This window comes from Anabaena sp. TISTR 8404, from assembly GCF_056847745.1.
This window is the reverse complement of sequence record NZ_CP180578.1, coordinates 4,067,504-4,085,456: the sequence shown is the minus strand read 5'-3', so window position 1 is coordinate 4,085,456 and position 17,953 is coordinate 4,067,504. Positions and strand designations below refer to the sequence as shown.

Genomic DNA, 17,953 nt, shown 5'->3' with positions numbered 1-17,953 from the left:
CCTTCATCAGGAAATTCACAAATCAACTAGGAATGCTGTGGATATTGCGTATCACTCTAAGATATTTTTAGAGATTTCGCGTGTCTTGTTGAGTTTCATCCACAGAATTTACCAGAGTGTGACTACAGCAATCTTGCTGCGTTACTGTTGGTGTTATTTCTGGTACCGGATCATAACCTCCAGGATGAAATGGATGACAACGCAAGATGCGCCGAATTGCCATCCAGCCACCACGCACTACTCCAAACCTTTCAATTGCTTGGATGGCATACATTGAGCAAGTTGGCTGAAAGCGACAAGTCGGAGGAAACAACGGAGAGATAAACATTCTGTAACCCCGAATTAGCCAAATGAATAATATTTTCATTCCTGTCACCCAAATCTTATAAATTAGAAACAAGGGTAAAAATTGTTTATTTTGTAACATCTTTGTTAACTCTGATTCCTGGTTTAACATCAACTCTACCTTTGTGGCTGCAAATTACCATAGTTGCAGTTTGGGTGCTGCTTATTCTCCTTGTCTCATGGGTGGTAAGTCGCTTTGCCACTGCTGATTCAGAAATAGTCAGAAAAATTGTTCATATTGGTACTGGCAATGTGATTCTGCTGGCGTGGTGGCTAGATATCCCAGCCAATGTAGGTATTACAGCTTCGATTCTAGCGAGTATTGTCACTTTGTTATCTTATCGATTTCCGATTCTTCCTGGGATTAACAGTGTCGGTCGCCAAAGTTTAGGAACGTTTTTTTATGCCGTGAGTTTTGGCATTTTGGTTGCGTGGTTTTGGCATTTGCAACAACCACAATACGCGGCCATCGGAATTATGGTGATGACTTGGGGAGATGGTCTAGCAGCGTTGGTTGGTCAACGCTTTGGCAAACATAAGTATGAAGTTTTTGGGGCGCATAAAAGCTGGGAAGGCTCTTTAACGATGACGTTAACCAGCTACATTGTGAGTAGTGTGATTTTGTTTGGTGTCCAAGGAAATATCTGGCAAACTTGGGTGGTATCCTTGGCTGTAGCGATCGCTGCTACTGGTTTAGAAGCCGTTTCCTTTTTGGGTATTGATAATTTAACGGTTCCTTTGGGTAGTGCTAGTCTCGCCTTTTTATTGACTACTTATCTACTGAGTTAGAGTTAGATAGTTTGCCTTAGTTTTTATAGGTATACTTCACTTTGTGTTAGTTTTAGTTTTATTTTATAGCAGGCAACAGGCAACAGGCAACAGGCAACAGGCTTTAAAGTCGCTCAGTGTCCATGTTTGATCATTAGCCTTTGTCATTATCTATGCTTAGACTGCTATACATCATTACTTGGCAATTTCTGACTAATCCCGCTTTAATGCCTTTTGACCTATTACTATTAGCTAAATACCAATGAGATAGCTTATCAGCCCTTAATAATTAATAACTTCACAATTCAGTAGTCAAAAGAGAAGATTTTGTATTCTACATTCTAACATCACTGAATTATTGCAATGGGTATTTGCTCAAAACATGTAAATATTCATCAGAATTTACTATTTTTACTCGAAGCATATAAGGATATCTTGAACACATAAAACATTTTTTTATATCTACTTCGAGTAGTAAAACTATAGTTTTGATTTCTATCTATAGATTTATGATTTCTTGACAAACAGTGCTTATAGTTGGGTACTTAGGTGGTGAATCCACCAAACGTAAGTGAGGCTAACAATCATGTCACATCAAATATTTGTATCAGAGTTGTTGATCGAGTTATCCGATCAACAGCAGGAATTAGTTGCTGGTGGTGCAGACTTTGAGTTGGCTGGCAGTAATTTCGCCAAACGACTCTCCCATTTACAAGGGCTATCATTATCTGGCCCTAGTGGTAGCACTAGCCATTCTGTTGGTGCAACTGGGGCAGTTAATACTGCTGCCCAAGATTTCTTGACATTAGGCGCACCATCTGCGCCTACAGTTGCTGCTTTGGGTGCTGCTCCAATACTGAATGGTTCGGCAGCAGCTCCCATAGGTACACCGACTGGAGGTACTGAAACTGTACCAGGTGGTACTAGCTTACCAGGTATGCAATAAATTCAGCTAGTCTAAACCATTCCCACAGAAAGCCAAGAGAACTATATGGTCACACCATAGCGCTTCGCTAATATAGGCTGGGACTGGTATGTAGGGGTATTACCTCTACTAATCTGCAATTTTTATTCTGAATAATTCACAGAGCAATGCAGAAGCCAACTTGTTCATATTTTCAATAAAGTGCAGCTATCTAGAGCGATCGCTGTGGTTATGAGCAATTGGATGGCTCTTGGTTTTCTGTTTAAAAGTCAGCATTGATGAATGCTCGAAGCTAGTGTGCAATTTTTTCTGCTTATTTACCTGAGAAAAGATTGCATATATGCATTAATCACTCAGAATTCTTGGGTGATTTATTACGTAAGTGAGGCTAACAATCGTGTCACATCAAATGATCACGTCCGAATTGTATATTGCATTATCTGATGAGCAACAAGAGGTGATAACTGGCGGTGCAGACTTTGAGTTGGCTGGGAGCAATTACGCTAATAGAATAGCCAAATTACAAGGTTTTTCGGCTTCCGGCCCTCATGGTAGCGTTGCTAACTCCATCGGTACAAATTCAGCAGTTAATACCGCTGCACAAGATTTCTTGACATTGGGCGCACCATCTGTGCCTACAGTTGCGCCTTTGGGTGCAGCTCCCATTCTCGGTGGCGGCGGTGTCGAATCTGGCACACTAGGCGTTTCTACACCACAGACAGGCTTAGGAGGTGAAGTAAAATCAGCCAATCTTTTAAAGCATCACTAGATCTGACGCAAAAAGTTCAGCTGTCATCCCTTAGCAAAATCTGCAATTTACTTATTGGTATGGTAAAGAGATCGCTCAATCAAGGTTGTAGGTGATCAAGCTGATCTTTAGAAACGCTAGATAAAGAGGATTCCAGAATTTTTTGGGTTTTCTCTGGAATCCTTTATTTAGATACTAGCTAAGTGAGACTAAAAATTATGTCACCTCAAATTGTATCAGGTTTGTTGATTGAGTTAGTTCATCAACAGCAAGAATTACTGACGGGTGGTGTTGACTTTCAGAGAAACGACATCTATTTTGATCAAAGTTTTGCAAAGCAAACAATGACCAACACTCAGCAGGAGCAAACTAATATTTCCAATACTTACACCCAGATGGCAGATTGCAAGAGTAGTGCGCAGTCTTCATTATCGATTAACCCTATAGACAACTCTACCCCTGCAACACCAGTTAATAGTTCTGTAGTGTTGCCTTAAATTAGTCCAAACAGTTCATCAAACAGGAATATCAATAAATTTTTCTGCTTTGAAAATCAATTTTAAAAATTATTTTGCACGAATTAAGAAGAGGGGAGAGGAGATAGTTATTACTCGCTCGACGTAAGTGAGGTCTTTGAGGGAGTTTGAGCATTCTCCTCTGTTTTCTCTCCGCGTTGCCCACGTTAGAGATGTGAGAAAAGTTGTTATTGCGCTTGGCAGCTACTTTTCTCTTCCCCCATATCTAATTATACAGGATTATTTGTGATGATGTTCTTTGCCTTTTATAAAGATAATTTTTGCAAGAATTTCTTTGAGCGATCGCCTTATGAGAAAAATCTAGAACTTGCTTGTTGTTGGCTGATTTTGCTGGGAAAAATACTCTAATTATCTGACTATTCCTTTTGAATTATTACCAAAGATAGTTATTTTTCTGAGACATGGGATTTGCAATCAAGTTATGTAACGTTGCTGATGATCAGCATCACCAAGTAAAGTCTCAAGGATTAAGACAAAAGCTATAAATTTCCTTCAGTTTATACATCAAATTCAAACACAAGGTGCAATGCCGTGAATTCCTTAAATGCTCAGGAAAACTATACTGGCAATAGTTTGAATGACCTGAATCCAGAACTACTCCCTGTATTTGATGTTAATGAATTTATCCCCAGTATTGGTAAATGGATAAACATTGCTGGGGGAATCATGGTCAGTATTTTTGTGCTGGCAGTGAGTCTATCTTCTATTCTCAAATACAATGTCACAGTTAAAGTTCCGGCAACAATTCGACCTTTAGGAGAACTAAAAGTTGTTGAGTCTGCTATTACTGGAACAGTGCTAAAAATCGAGGCGAAAGACAATCAAATAGTCAAACAAGGTCAAGCGATCGCCTACGTTGATGATGCTCGGCTTCAAAATCAAAAAAGCCAGCTACAAAATAGCCTGCAAAAGAGTAAATTACAACTAGGTCAAATTGATGCGCAACTGAGTGAAATTAATATTCAACTTGCGGCTCAGACCGATTTAATGAACCGAACGATTTTAGCGGCACAAGCAGAGTTAAGTGGTACTGAACGCAACTATCAAGACCAGCGAATTAAAGCTTTCGCGGAAATGACCCAAGCACAAACAGCTTTAACTTTAGCAAAATTACAAAAAGACAGATTACGACGAGAAAAACTCTTAACAGCATCTGTGGCAGAAACAGAAGCCGCCTTGGCATTAGCGAGAGTCCAGCGCGATCGCTGGCAACGTGAAAGATTATTACAATCAACAGTGAAGGAAGCTGAAACAGCCTTAAGGATCGCGCAAAAGCAAAAAGACAGATTATTGCGTGAGCAACTTTTATCGACCACTTTGCAAGAAGCAGAAGCCGCCTTGGAAATGGCAAAATTACAGCGCGATCGCTTGCAACCGATAGTACCACTAGGAGCAGTTGCGCTCAATTTCTTTGAAGAAAAAGAACAAGCAGTCAAAGCGGCCAAAGCCAAGCTAGAGCAAGCTAAAGCCAATGCTAAAAATCTTCTCGATGAAAAAGAACAAGCCGTAATGTCGGCTAAAGCTAAACTTGCACAAGCTCAAGAAAATGCTAAAAATAGCCTAGAAGAAAAAGAACAAGCCGTCAAAGCGGCTGAAACTAAATTAGAACAAGCCAAAGCCAACGCTAAAAATAGCTTGGAAGAAAAAGACCAAGCTCTCACAATTGCCGAAACAAACTTAATCAAAGTTAAAACCGCACTCAATCCGAGTAATTCTTCTGTAACTGTAGCATCGGCAAGAATTAAGCAAGAACAGGCTAAGGGAGAAGCAAATTTAGCGGCTTTGAAAAAAGAAAGAGAAACCCTACTCCAGCAACGTACAGAATTCCAAAAGCAACTGGACACCACGCAAAAAGAACTGCAACAAACTGAAAATGACTTGAGTAAGACTGTGATTCGAGCGCCGATCGACGGTATTTTACTGCAATTTAAACTCCGCAACCCCGGACAAGCAGTGCAACCCAGTGAAGCGATCGCGCAGATTGTACCGCTAGATGCACCAATGCAAATCAAAGCCATAGTACCCGCACAAGATATCAGCAAGGTAAAAGCTGATCAAAAAGTTCAGATGCAGGTTTCAGCTTGTCCTTATCCAGATTACGGCACACTTAAGGGTACTGTAAAAACCGTTGCACCAGATGCTTTAGCAGTGGAAAAAAACAGTGCATTACCTAATGTGCAACCAGCAGCTGCTTATGAGGTGACAATTGTACCTAAAACTTTATTTGTCGGTAGTGGCGCTCATCAGTGTCATCTCAAACCAGGGATGGAGGGACGCGCTGATATCATTTCTCGCCAAGAAACAGTTATGCACTTTATTCTGCGCAAAGCCAGGTTAATTGCAGATATTTAGTAAAAGTCTGAATTATCAAGTTTGAAGTCTGAAGTAAAAATACTGAATTAAGAATTATCATGTTTGGTCTATTCAAAGGCAAAAAAAATTACCAGTGTGTTTTACAGTCAAGTGAAGAGGATTGTGGAGCGGCTTGTCTAGTTTCAATTTGCAAACATTACGGACGCTTCTTAAGCATGAGTAAAAGCCGAGAAGCGGTAGGAACTGGACATTTAGGCACAACCTTACTAGGACTAAAACGTGGCTCTGAGACGTTGGGATTTAATGCTAGAGCTGTCAAAGCCGCACCTGCGATTGTTGACAGAATCACAGAAATTAATCTCCCAGCAATTATTCATTGGCGTGGCTATCACTGGGTTGTGCTGTACAACAAGCGAGGGAAAAAGTATGTTATTGGTGATCCTGCGATCGGCTTACGCTACGTTAGCCGACAAGAACTAACTACTGCTTGGAATGGAGTCATGCTCTTACTAGAGCCAGACCCCACGCGCTTTTTTGTGCAGTTTCAAGAAGAAAAAAAGCAAGGTTTAGGACGATTTTTTCAGCGCGTATTGCCTTATCGAGGTTTGCTAAGTCAGGTATTACTGATCAATATTGTCTTAGGTGTACTCGCGCTTGGTAGTCCTGTTTTGCTGCAACTGCTAACAGATGATGTTTTAGTGCGGGGAGATACCCAGTTATTGGTTGTGGTTGTCTCAGCCGTTGTCATCAGCAGCTTGTTTAGCAGTAGTTTGCAAGTCATACAGTCCATTATGATTGCTCATTTTGGTCAACGATTGCAATTGGGACTGGTAATGGAGTTTGCCCGCAAAATTCTCCAGTTACCCTTGAGTTATTATGAATCACGCCGCAGTGGCGAAATTTCTAGCCGACTGCGAGATATCGACGAAATCAATCAGTTAGTATCGCAAATAGTCATTCTGTTACCCAGCCAGTTCTTCATTGCAGTAATATCTTTTAGTATTATGTTGTTTTATAGCTGGCAGCTAACACTGGCAGTTATTGTTGTTGCTTTATTAATTACGGCATCTACTTTACCTTTCTTGCCGATTCTTCAACAAAAGACTCGTAGTTTGTTAATTTTGGGGGCAGAAAATCAAGGGGTATTGGTAGAAACATTTAAAGGCGCTCAAGTAATTAAAACTACCAATTCTGCTCCCCAATTTTGGGATGAATTTCAAAGCCGCTTTGGTCGTTTGGCACATCTAACTTTCAGCACTATTCAAATTGGGATTATTAACGGTACTGTTTCTAGATTAATTTCTACTATTGGTGGAGTGGTTCTATTAGGACTAGGCAGTCTATTGGTAATTCAAGGACAATTGAGTATTGGTCAAATACTTGCTTTTAATGCTTTACAAGTAAATGTCTTTAATTTAATTAACTCTTTAGTTGGCTTTGGGGATGAGTATTTTCGCTCTCAAACAGCTGTCTCTCGGCTTTTAGAAGTAATTGAAGCCACGCCAGAAGTGATTGGTGGTAGTCAAAAACCAAATGTACCAATACCTGCTGATGCAGATATTCGTTTTTCTCAAGTTACCTTTCATCATGCTGGGAGAGTTGACTTATTAGAAGAGTTTTCTTTGAAACTTCCTGGCGGAAAAGTTATCGCTTTGATTGGGAAATCAGGGTGTGGTAAAAGTTCTTTAGCAAAACTAATCGCTGGTTTGTATCAATTGAATTCTGGGAATATCCGCATTGGTTTTTATAACATTCAAGATATTGCCCTTGATTGTCTACGCCAACAAGTAGTTTATGTGCCGCAAGAACCGCATTTTTGGAGTCGCTCAATTATCGATAATTTTCGCTTAGGTACGCCCCATATTTCTTTTGAGGAAATTGTCAAAGCGTGTGAAATTGCTGATGCAGATGGTTTTATTAGTCAACTACCCAATAATTATCAAACTGTTTTAGGAGAATTTGGTGCTAATCTCTCTGGTGGACAACGACAACGATTAGCGATCGCTAGAGGCATTCTCACAAATCCACCTATATTAATTTTAGATGAAGCAACAGCCGGACTTGACCCCGTTAGCGAAGCACAAGTCTTAGATCGGCTGTTAGCACATCGCCAAGGTAAAACCACAATTTTGATTACTCATCGTCCTAGTGTAGTCAATCGTGCTGATTGGATTGTCATGCTAGATAAAGGTAAATTACAACTACAAGGCACACTAGAAACATTTCTTTCTCAACAAGGAGAACATTTAAAGTTTTTATCCCACTAACAATTTTGCTGAGTATCAGGAGTTAATAATGTGTCTGAAAATAACCAAATTAACAATTCAGAATTATTTAGTGAATTATCAGAACAAGAGCAACAAAGTTTAGCTGCTGGGCAAAATTTAGATTTTCTTAATAGTAAAAATGATTTTGTGTTTCAGCTAACCAATATAGAAACAGAGGCAAATAATAATTTAAATTCAGGAGGTGATTCCGGCACGCAAAACACTAAATATAAATTTTTTCAAATTACATTAGGTGCTTCTATAACTTTTGGTTTTCCAATAATTAACTTTACTGGCGATAAATGGAATAATTGGTTAAAAAATATATTTAAATGATTTTTATATAAATAAATAAACAATTTAGAAAAATAAACCTAAATAGTAAGTTTATTTGTTTGTTATCTCTGGCAAGTCTCTACTCATAACTTTGCCAGAGATGATGCTTTGTAATTGGCGGTTTTTAATTATTATATTTAGACCAAAAGGATGATAAATAAGTTTTTTATTTTACAACTAAAGAATAATTTCAAGAAAAATAAAATAGACAATAATCAAGATATAGGTTTACAAAACCTATACAACTAAGTGAGGTAACAAATTATGTCAACTAAATTCAACACATCTAATTTACTTGTTGAGTTATCAACAGAAGAACAGCAGCTTTTATCTGGTGGGCAAAATAATGGAAAACCGACCTATGGTGGTGGAAAACCGACATATGGTGGACAACCCACCTATGGTGGTGGACAACCGACATATGGTGGTGGACAACCATCATCTGGATATGAATCCCGCAGTTTCCCCATTTATGTTTGCCGTCCTGTTTACACCAATGAAGGCGATACCTACGGCGGTAGTCAATAAATAATAAGTTGGTTAGCTTAAATACAGGGTAATTACCTGTATTTTAAGCTTTGTAAGTATTGGGGAGAGGCAAAAATTGATTGCTCATGACTCACTCAAAATACATTAATTTATGAGTGAATTCAGCCAATATTTAGTTTTCTCTGAAGGCTTTAAATTAACTTGCCAAATCAGAGAGATAACTTTTGTTGAGAGGAGTTTAAATATTTGCTCTCCCCTTACTTAAAGTTTCATCCTTATGCTCGGCTTGTTGCATTTTTATATTTATCTAAAGTGCATAATGAACTAGTTTTGCGAAAGTTTTCTCAAGTTGAATCAGAAAAAGTATTACAGCACTCTTGGCACTTTTAAAAGTGTGCAAATTATACTGGGTAGGCTGGTAAAAATAGCTCTGATGCTTGAGCAATCTATGATCGCACTGGAAGGGTACAAAATCTTAAGAGAACTTTATGACAGTCCTCGTTCTCAGGTTTATCAGGGATATCGAGAGTTCGATCGCCAACCAGTAGTGTTGAAATTTTTGGGACAGGAGTATCCTAGCCCAGAAGCGCTCGCTCGGTTTAAACTCGAATACGAACTTACACGCCGCTTTCAAGTTCCGGGAATTATCCAAGCCTACAGCGTCGAAAAATATGAAAATACCTTAGTGCTGGTGTTAGAAGATTTCGGTGGACAACCTTTGCGGAGTTTGCTCAATCAACAGCCTTTAGCACTGGAGAATTTTCTTTTCATTGCAATTCAAGTTGCAGTGGCTTTAGGTGAAATTCATCAACAACAAATTATTCATAAAGATATTAATCCTGCCAATATTCTCCTCAATCCTCTAACGCAACAGACGAAGATTATTGATTTTGGCATTGCTACCTTATTGTCCAAAGAAAATCCGACGTTGCGTAACCTGAATGTTTTGGAAGGAACCCTAGCTTACATTTCTCCCGAACAAACAGGAAGGATGAATCGGGCGATTGATTATCGCAGTGATTTTTATTCTTTGGGTGTGACTTTTTATGAACTATTAACGCAGCAATTACCATTTGTTAGTGATGATCCTGTAGAACTAGTCCACAGTCATATTGCTAAACAAGCGATTCCGCCTCATCGACTAAATCCAGAAATTCCGCTAGTCCTCTCTCATCTAGTGATGAAGTTGCTGGAAAAAACTGCCGAGGAACGTTATCAAAGTGCGTTTGGTTTGCAAGCAGATTTACAGCAATGTCTTGATTTATTGATTAATACTGGAGAAATTCCACCTTTTAAATTAGGCAAAAAAGATAGTTCCGATAGATTTCAAATTCCTCAAAGACTTTACGGAAGGGAACAAGAAGTAACAGATTTACTAGCAGCATTTGAGCGTGCTAGTTATGGACAAAGTGAAGTAATGTTGATTGCTGGTTATTCCGGAGTTGGTAAATCAGCTTTAGTGCAGGAAATATATAAACCGATTACTCAAAAGCGGGGATATTTCATTTCGGGAAAGTTTGATCAGTTTCAACGCAATATTCCCTACAGTTCACTGATTCAGGCATTTACAGGTTTAATTGGTCAACTGTTAACGACAACGGAAGCCGAAATTAATCTTTGGCGCGAAAAATTATTAAATGCTTTGGGTGACAATGGCCAAGTAATTATCGATGTTATTTCCGAAGTAGAACTGATTATTGGTAAGCAACCACCTGTAGTTGAACTACCACCACAGGAAGCCCAAAATCGCTTTAATTTAGTTTTTCAAAACTTTATTACTGTGTTTACCCAAAAAGAACATCCGTTAGTGATGTTTTTGGATGATTTGCAATGGGCGGATAGTGCATCGTTGCAATTGATTGAGATGTTAATGAGTCAGTTAGACAGCCGTTACTTGTTGTTAATTGGTGCTTACCGTAATCATGAAGTAGATTCTACCCATCCTTTGCGGAGTGCGATCGCTTCTTTAGAACAAGCAGGGGTAATTATTCACGAACTTACTTTAACACCCCTCGAACTGCCGCAAATTCAAACACTGCTCAGTGATACTTTTAATAGTCATGATTGGGCAAGAATAACTCCTTTAGCACAGCTATTACAGCAGAAAACCAACGGCAATCCCTTCTTCATGAATGAGTTTTTGAAGTCGCTGTATACCGAAGGATTACTGCAATTTGATTTTCAGCGGCGGGAATGGGATTGGCAACTTACTCAAATTCAGGCGGCGCAAATTACCGATAACGTTGTTGAATTGATGGCGGGGAAAATTCAAAAGCTACCAACAGCAACTCAACACGCTTTAAAGTTAGCATCTTGTATTGGCAATCAGTTTGAATTAAAAACTTTAGCGATTGTGGAAGAAAAATCTTTGCCGGAGACAGCTGCCGAGTTATGGGAAGCTGTGGAGATGGGGCTGATTTTTCCTCAAGGTAATGATTATCAATTATTACAAGTAGGCGATCGCGAAGTAGCAGCCAATTTAACAAACTTGGATGTCGTCTACAAATTTTTACACGATCGCGTCCAACAAGCAGCGTACTCACTCATACCCATCAAGGAAAAACAAGCAGTTCACTTGCAAATTGGACAGTTGTTATTGCAGAATGTCAGCACCGAGGAGCAAGAAGAAAAGATTTTTGACATTGTTAACCAGTTAAATTTTGGCTTAGATTTAATCACAGATGAACAACAACGACAGCAATTAGCCCAGTTAAACTTAACAGCCGGGAAAAAAGCCAAAGCCTCCGCCGCTTACGAACCTGCTTTAGAGTATTTGACAACAGGCATTAACTGTTTAGCAGCATCAAGTTGGCAACAGCAGTATTCTCTGGCTTTATCTTTGCACGAAGCCGCAGTGGAAGCTGCTTATTTGACTGGTGCGTTTGAATACATGGATGAATTAATTGAGGTAGTGCTACGTCACGCCCGCACCACAATTGATCAAGTCCAAGTTTATGCTGTCAAAATTCAATCTCTTGTTGCTAGAGATGAATTGTTGACAGCTTCAAAATTAGGTTTACAAGTTCTCAAACTTTTGGGAATTCCCTTAGCCGCAAACCCAGGACAATTGCAAATTATTCTGGGTTTGTTAAAAACTAAACTTGCTTTAACTGGTAGACAAGTACAAAACTTAGCTGATTTACCCAAACTTACTCATCCCACCAAGTTAGCCGCAATTCGCATCTTAGCCAGCATTGCTTCATCAACTTACCTAGCCGCCCCGAATCTTTTTCCCTTAACTGTGTTTAAACAGGTGGAACTTTCGGCTATACATGGTAACGCTGCTGAATCAGCTTTTGCCTACGCTACTTATGGCTTGATTCTTTGTGGTGTAGTGGGAGATTTGTCTGGGGGATATGAGTTTGGTGAATTGGCATTGCAACTAATCGAACGCTTTAACGCCAAAAATCTGCAAGCAAGAACTTTGTTAGTCGTCAATTGTTTTGTGCGTCACTGGCGCGAACCTATCTCGAATACAATTCCTGCATTGCAAGCTGCTTTTCAAATTGGACGTGATACTGGTGATACAGAATATGCTTCATTTGCCGCTAACGCTTGTAGTAGTCATTGTTACTTCTGCGGACAAGAACTTTTGGAAGTAGATAAGCATTTAGCGAGTTATGTAGAGGCAATTCAAAAATTCCAGAAAAAGCCAGTTTTTGATTTAATACAGATGTATCGACAGGCGATCGCTAATTTACAAGGTAAAAATCCTAATCCTTGTGAGTTGGTGGGAGAGTTTTACGATGCAAACAAAACGTTACCGCTACACATCGAGACTAACTATCGCACCGCAACTTTTACGGTTTATACTCATCTGTTGACGCTGAATTATTGGTTTGAAGACTACAATACTGCTTGGCAAAATGCTGAGTTAGCAATTCCTTATTTAGATGCAGTAGTAGCGTTATTTATTGTCGGTTGGTTTTATTTTTATGATTCTTTGGTGCGGTTAGCGGTAGCAGCGACAAAAAGTTTAACAGAACGACAAACATTATTAAAACAAGTAACAGCAAATCAGAAAAAATTGAAACCTTGGGCGCAATCTGCACCGAGTAACTACGCTCATAAATTAGCATTGGTGGAAGCAGAATGGCATCGAATTCACGGCGAAACAGCAGAGGCGATCGCTTGTTATGATCGGGCAATTGCTTTAGCACAATCAAATCAGTATCCTAATGAAGCAGCTTTAGCAAATGAATTAGCAGCCAAGTTTTATTTAGCCCAAAATAAACTAAAGGTAGCGCAAGGATATATGCAAGATGCTTCCTATCTTTATTTACAGTGGGGTGCAAATGCAAAAGTTAAACATCTGGAAACTCAATATCCCCAACTCTTAGGACGCAAGTTAGAAAGAATTACCATTCCGCATCTTTCCACAAAAAACACCAACGCTGCCAGCATTACAAGTAGTGGTGGTTCAGCATCGCTGGATTTAATGACAGTGATGAAAGCTTCGCAAGCCTTGTCAGGAGAAATTCAGTTAGATAAATTGCTGGCTAACTTGATGCAAATTTTAATGGAAAATGCTGGAGCGCAACGAGGGTTTTTGCTACTCGAAACCAAAGGTAAATTTTTAATTGAAGCGCAAGCAACCGTTGAAAAAAATGATATTCAGGTATTGGAATCACTCAGCATTGAAGATAGTCAAATTCTTTCGGTAGCGATTGTTAATTATGTGATTCGTACCAAAATTAGTGTAGTCCTTAACGATGCTACCCGCAAAGGCGAATTTATCCGTGATCCTTATATTCGTCAATTTCAACCGCGATCGCTTTTATGTGCGCCGTTAATTAATCAAGGCAAACTTACAGGTATTATCTATCTCGAAAATAACTTAACAACCGGAGCCTTTACTCCCGATCGCTTGGAATTACTCAACGTACTTTCAACTCAAGCAGCGATTTCTCTGGAAAATGCCCGTTTATACACCGACTTAGCCGCCCTAAACCAAGCTTACGAACGTTTTGTTCCTCGTCAATTTCTGCAATTCCTCAACAAACAAAGTATTGTTGATGTGCAATTAGGCGATCAAGTCCAACAAGAAATGTCGGTTTTGTTTACCGATATTCGTTCATTCACTACTCTTTCCGAAACTTTAACTCCCGCAGAAAATTTCCAATTTATCAACTCTTACCTGAGTTGTATGGAACCAATCATTATTCAACATAACGGTTTCATTGATAAATATATTGGGGATGCCATCATGGCTTTATTTGCAGGCAATGCTGATGATGCGGTGCAAGCAGGTATTGCGATGTTGCAAGCTTTGGTAACTTACAACCAAGAACGGCAAGCGCAAGGCGAAGTCCCAATTCAAATTGGTATTGGCATTAATACAGGTTCGCTGATTTTAGGGACAGTTGGCGGCTTGAATCGCATGGATGGAACAGTAATTAGTGATGCCGTCAACTTAGCTTCACGGATAGAAGGCTTAACTAAAACATTCAACACACCATTGTTAATTACAGACCAAACATTTCAACGATTAAAGAGTTGCGATCGCTCTTATATTCGCATAGTTGGGCAGGTAAAAGTCAAAGGTAAAATCACTGCTGTCACAGTCCATGAGGTATTTACCGCTGATGTTCCAGAAGTCTGCCAAGGTAAGTTAGCAACCACAGAATTATTTACCGAAGCACTGACACTCTACAACCAGCAACAATTCGCCTTAGCCGCAAAATGTTTTCAAGACTGCTTGCAACAAAATCCCTTAGATCAAGTCGCGCAAATTTACCTTAATCTTTGCCAATCAGAGTTAAAACTCTCAACAATTTTTCCCGAAGAAATTAAGTTATAAGTCTACATCTTATGTTTTTGATAAAATTTCAGATGAATTACGAGGATGTTTTAAAAGTGAAGGGCTTTTGTAAGAAAACTTACAATGTAATTGATAGTTTACTGGTTGTCGCATATCAAGAAGAGTTGCCTCTCCAGAGGACTAATATTAAATCGGGAAGTATTTTTTTTCTAAAAATGTACTACGTGGCGTTAAACTAGTATAGCTGTTATCAGGGGCAATATTGCTAATTTTGTCATTATCTAGGAGATATGTAGAGCTTAAATGAGAGGTATAATTTGGTAATTCTTTCAGATAAATGGATAGAAAATAGTTTACAAAGAAGTGAGCGTCCTTCTCCAGATGCTCCTATTCAGCAAGAATTATGCAACCTTCTTATTCAACGCTGCTTTGAACATTCTACAACCTTAGCTATCAGAAAAGGACTTTTATTAGCTGCTGCTTTTGACTTGCTCATAGCGGCAGAATATTATTGTGCTGTTACGCATAGTAACTGGCTTTACAGTCCAGGCAAGCAACCTCGTCTTTTCTTCCATTACACTAACTGTTGTCCACGAGCAGCTTTAAAAAATGAATTTTACTTTCACCCTTCTAAAAAACCACAATCAGGAAAAATTGGCACAGCTACTGCCAAATTACTTGTTATCTTTATTCAAACTATTTTTAGACATTTAAATTACGATGAGGAGGTTCGTAGGGTATCGGAACCAGTAGATCTAATAATCGTTAATAGAAGCATAAAATCAATACTTTTTGCTGAAGTTAAAGCATCTCCATTACTTACACCAGCTATTTCTGTGATTTCTCAAAATCTTACTGATGAAGAGGACGGAGAAGCAGTTGAAAGAGGTTTTGGAACTGTAGATAACACTAGTTTTTTTGATCTGCCTTTAGAAATATTTATACCTAAACAAGAAAGTGATGGTGAATGGTCGGAACACTATTACCCAATTGGGAAAAGACTCGATATACAAGATAAAAATTGGGGGTTTCGAGGTCTTATCTCATTGCTTCATAATTCACCAGATTTCTTTTTAAGTTACGTTAATTTCTGGATTAGTGCTTTTAATGCGTATTATCCTAAAAATCGCAAGAGTATATTTTGGCTTACTAATGCTTGTGGATCTCCTTCTCCTAGACCATCACAATGGCCTACTAGGGGAAAAGGTGAAGGTAAGGGTCCTGAGTCAATATCCGACTCGAAAACAAGTGTAGGGATGGATAGAACAGATGATATCAAAAAAGGCATTTATCAAGTAATAAAATTGGGTACAGAAGGAAAACCAAACATTAAAGAGTGGAATTACAAAATAGGACTGATTTCTAACATTCATGCCTATCGACATTTTGGTGAGTATCTTGAACCTCTAAAAGATATTGTTTGGACTCTTGACACAACTAAAAAAGCCAAAAAGATTAGTGATTTACCAGAAGACCAAGAAATTTATAATTTGTTCGATGGAATTATATCTCTTACGCATTTGGTAGCACGTGATGAATGGATTGAAAGCTTGTTCAATCCTATTGTGAAATAAATATATTTCTATATGACAATTCTATTTTGTAAACTTAGAAACAATATTTTCATTGAATCTGATATTTGCTTGGCAGAAAGAGAACTTAAATCATTCTTTAAGGTTTTAATTCCAATTGATAGTTCACAAGAGTTATCCAAACACATTGATCTTCCTCCATCCTGCGCTCATATCCATATTCGTGAAGATGGAATTATTGGTTATGTTGTCAGGGGAATGGATGCTCCTATTGTTGAAATAGTAAAACAATTAAGTTTTATTCAAGAAATTTGGTGTCCTTCCGATTGTATGGATTTGACACAGCTTCCTCCTGCCTCTTGGTGGATTAAATGCAAGCAATCGAACATCGAAATGATAGTTATGCTTCCTCTTATGGCAGCAGGCGAACTTTTGACTAACTCTCCGACAAAATTAGTATCAGAAAATGACCTTCATGAATTAGTTAAAACAATAGCATCTTGTGAAAAGGATACTAAATCAATTTGGTATAAATCTCTCATTCGGAGGAACACATCAACTCCTCATGTACACGATTTGCATAAGTATAAAGCTAAGTTTTTTCCTAGAATGATTCGGTCATTTATTGTGTCTGTTGCTAAACAAGCCCCTCGAACAAAAGATGGTAAAGTAAAAATTCTTGATCCTTTTGTTGGCAGTGGTACAACTTTGGTCGAGGCTTCTCTACTTGATTTTGATTCAGTTGGCTTAGACATAGATAAGCTCTCTTGCTTAATATCTCAATCTAAATTAACAACTCTTGTACAACATATTAAAATAGAACAAGTTAAGAATATTATTGATGCGTTAGAAAAAAATAAATATCCGTTATTTGTGAAAAATATAACAGCTAGTATTTACTCTTTCCCTCAAAAGATTTCCCAAAAATTTGAGAAAAAAGGCAATCTCGAAGAGAAGAATAAATATGAACAGGAAATCGCACACTGGATAGGAATTATTCAAGAGATCGAAGATGAAAATACTAAGCTAGTGGTTAGTATATGCTTAAGTGATGCATTAAGCAGAAAATTTAATATTAGAATGATGGGAACAGGTGTAGGCCGCTTTGCTTTGGAAATTGGCAAATATGATATATCCTCAATGGTTAGAGCTAATCTTAAGTCTCTTATAAAAACTATTTCTGTTTCTAAGACATTAATTAAAGCTTACAATCTATCATTAGGAAATGTAGAAATTATATGTGACAGTGCAACCAATATTCCCCTACAACCATCAAGTGTTTCAATTATTTTAACATCTCCTCCTTATCTTCCAGCTTCATCAGGTAGGGAAAATTATTTAGTGAGTAAAGCTATTTCAATAAAAGCTCTTAACTTAATGTCAGATGATGAAATAGAGGCTGCTGAAGTTAAGAGTGTTGGTTCTATGAATAACCGATATGAACTGATGTTAGATGCAGTTCCAAGTGAAGTAGTAGAACTATACAATTGGCTAAAATCAGATGAGCTTAGATACATAAAGGCAATTCCAACAGTTATATATTATCAGAGTCTTAGAAAAGCTTTGGAAGAAACTTATAGAGTTTTGATGCCAAAAGGAGTAGCTATATATGTAATTGGCAAGGAAAGTATATTTTATAAATATAGTACGAGAGAAGTTATCTATAAAGTAAAATGCGATGAAATATTTTATAAATTAGCTCAAAGTGTCGGTTTTACCATACAGGAAAAATTTGATATAGAGCTTGATAAAAAAAACAAAAATGCCCGTCCTCGCTCTCTTGATTCATATTATGAATCAGTATTTTTTTTGATTAAAAATTAAATAAAAGCTTTTATGAATTTAAACTTTTAGGATCAAGCTCTTACTTATTCATATTCTTTTTGATGGGTGATTTGTTTACTAGTACGTATTTATACTAAAACCTAGTATC

Annotated in this window: 12 protein-coding genes; 11 read left to right on the top strand and 1 reads right to left on the bottom strand. The window is 38.1% G+C overall.

Going from position 1 to position 17,953, the window contains the following annotated elements; all coding sequences use genetic code 11:
- Nucleotides 1–67: 67 nt before the first annotated feature.
- On the bottom strand, nucleotides 68–367 hold the full coding sequence (gene yidD, locus ACMX3D_RS17665) for a membrane protein insertion efficiency factor YidD (protein ID WP_482747180.1): 300 nt from the start codon (nucleotides 365–367) through the stop codon (nucleotides 68–70).
- A gap of 62 nt (nucleotides 368–429) precedes the next feature.
- Between yidD and ACMX3D_RS17660 the strand changes: the two genes are divergently transcribed.
- From ACMX3D_RS17660 to ACMX3D_RS17610, 11 genes are all read left to right on the top strand, one after another.
- On the top strand, nucleotides 430–1,134 hold the full coding sequence (locus ACMX3D_RS17660) for a diacylglycerol/polyprenol kinase family protein (protein ID WP_482747179.1): 705 nt from the start codon (nucleotides 430–432) through the stop codon (nucleotides 1,132–1,134).
- Nucleotides 1,135–1,699: 565 nt separating this feature from the next.
- A complete protein-coding gene (locus tag ACMX3D_RS17655; RefSeq protein WP_482747178.1) occupies nucleotides 1,700–2,059 on the top strand; it encodes a CTB family bacteriocin in 360 nt (119 codons plus the stop codon).
- Nucleotides 2,060–2,435: 376 nt separating this feature from the next.
- A complete protein-coding gene (locus tag ACMX3D_RS17650) occupies nucleotides 2,436–2,807 on the top strand; it encodes a CTB family bacteriocin (RefSeq protein WP_482747177.1) in 372 nt (123 codons plus the stop codon).
- A 197-nt stretch (nucleotides 2,808–3,004) separates the two neighbouring features.
- Nucleotides 3,005–3,283: a CTB family bacteriocin gene (locus ACMX3D_RS17645; RefSeq protein WP_482747176.1), complete on the top strand. Its 279-nt coding sequence runs from the start codon at nucleotides 3,005–3,007 to the stop codon at nucleotides 3,281–3,283.
- A 570-nt stretch (nucleotides 3,284–3,853) separates the two neighbouring features.
- The gene (locus ACMX3D_RS17640) at nucleotides 3,854–5,674 is read left to right on the top strand and encodes a beta-barrel domain-containing protein (RefSeq protein ID WP_482747175.1); all 1,821 of its coding nucleotides are present in this window, start codon (nucleotides 3,854–3,856) and stop codon (nucleotides 5,672–5,674) included.
- A gap of 59 nt (nucleotides 5,675–5,733) precedes the next feature.
- Nucleotides 5,734–7,902: a peptidase domain-containing ABC transporter gene (locus tag ACMX3D_RS17635; RefSeq protein ID WP_482747174.1), complete on the top strand. Its 2,169-nt coding sequence runs from the start codon at nucleotides 5,734–5,736 to the stop codon at nucleotides 7,900–7,902.
- A gap of 30 nt (nucleotides 7,903–7,932) precedes the next feature.
- Nucleotides 7,933–8,238 carry a hypothetical protein gene (locus ACMX3D_RS17630; RefSeq protein WP_482747173.1) on the top strand — a complete coding sequence of 102 codons (306 nt, stop codon included), beginning with the start codon at nucleotides 7,933–7,935 and terminating at the stop codon, nucleotides 8,236–8,238.
- Between the two features lie 264 nt (nucleotides 8,239–8,502).
- Nucleotides 8,503–8,766: a hypothetical protein gene (locus ACMX3D_RS17625; RefSeq protein ID WP_482747172.1), complete on the top strand. Its 264-nt coding sequence runs from the start codon at nucleotides 8,503–8,505 to the stop codon at nucleotides 8,764–8,766.
- Between the two features lie 394 nt (nucleotides 8,767–9,160).
- On the top strand, nucleotides 9,161–14,527 hold the full coding sequence (locus tag ACMX3D_RS17620; RefSeq protein ID WP_482747171.1) for an AAA family ATPase: 5,367 nt from the start codon (nucleotides 9,161–9,163) through the stop codon (nucleotides 14,525–14,527).
- Nucleotides 14,528–14,805: 278 nt separating this feature from the next.
- Nucleotides 14,806–16,062, top strand: a complete 1,257-nt coding sequence (locus ACMX3D_RS17615; protein WP_482747170.1) for a hypothetical protein — start codon at nucleotides 14,806–14,808, stop codon at nucleotides 16,060–16,062.
- A gap of 12 nt (nucleotides 16,063–16,074) precedes the next feature.
- Complete coding sequence (locus tag ACMX3D_RS17610) at nucleotides 16,075–17,844, top strand: DNA methyltransferase (RefSeq protein ID WP_482747169.1); 1,770 nt, start codon at nucleotides 16,075–16,077, stop codon at nucleotides 17,842–17,844.
- Nucleotides 17,845–17,953 lie beyond the last annotated feature (109 nt).

Bases quoted from the DNA above. Each gene is read 5' to 3' on its own strand.
- yidD (WP_482747180.1), bottom strand. From the start codon at position 367: ATGAAAATATTATTCATTTGGCTAATTCGGGGTTACAGAATGTTTATC.
- ACMX3D_RS17655 (WP_482747178.1), top strand. From the start codon at position 1,700: ATGTCACATCAAATATTTGTATCAGAGTTGTTGATCGAGTTATCCGAT.
- ACMX3D_RS17645 (WP_482747176.1), top strand. From the start codon at position 3,005: ATGTCACCTCAAATTGTATCAGGTTTGTTGATTGAGTTAGTTCATCAA.
- ACMX3D_RS17635 (WP_482747174.1), top strand. From the start codon at position 5,734: ATGTTTGGTCTATTCAAAGGCAAAAAAAATTACCAGTGTGTTTTACAG.
- ACMX3D_RS17625 (WP_482747172.1), top strand. From the start codon at position 8,503: ATGTCAACTAAATTCAACACATCTAATTTACTTGTTGAGTTATCAACA.
- ACMX3D_RS17620 (WP_482747171.1), top strand. From the start codon at position 9,161: ATGCTTGAGCAATCTATGATCGCACTGGAAGGGTACAAAATCTTAAGA.
- ACMX3D_RS17610 (WP_482747169.1), top strand. From the start codon at position 16,075: ATGACAATTCTATTTTGTAAACTTAGAAACAATATTTTCATTGAATCT.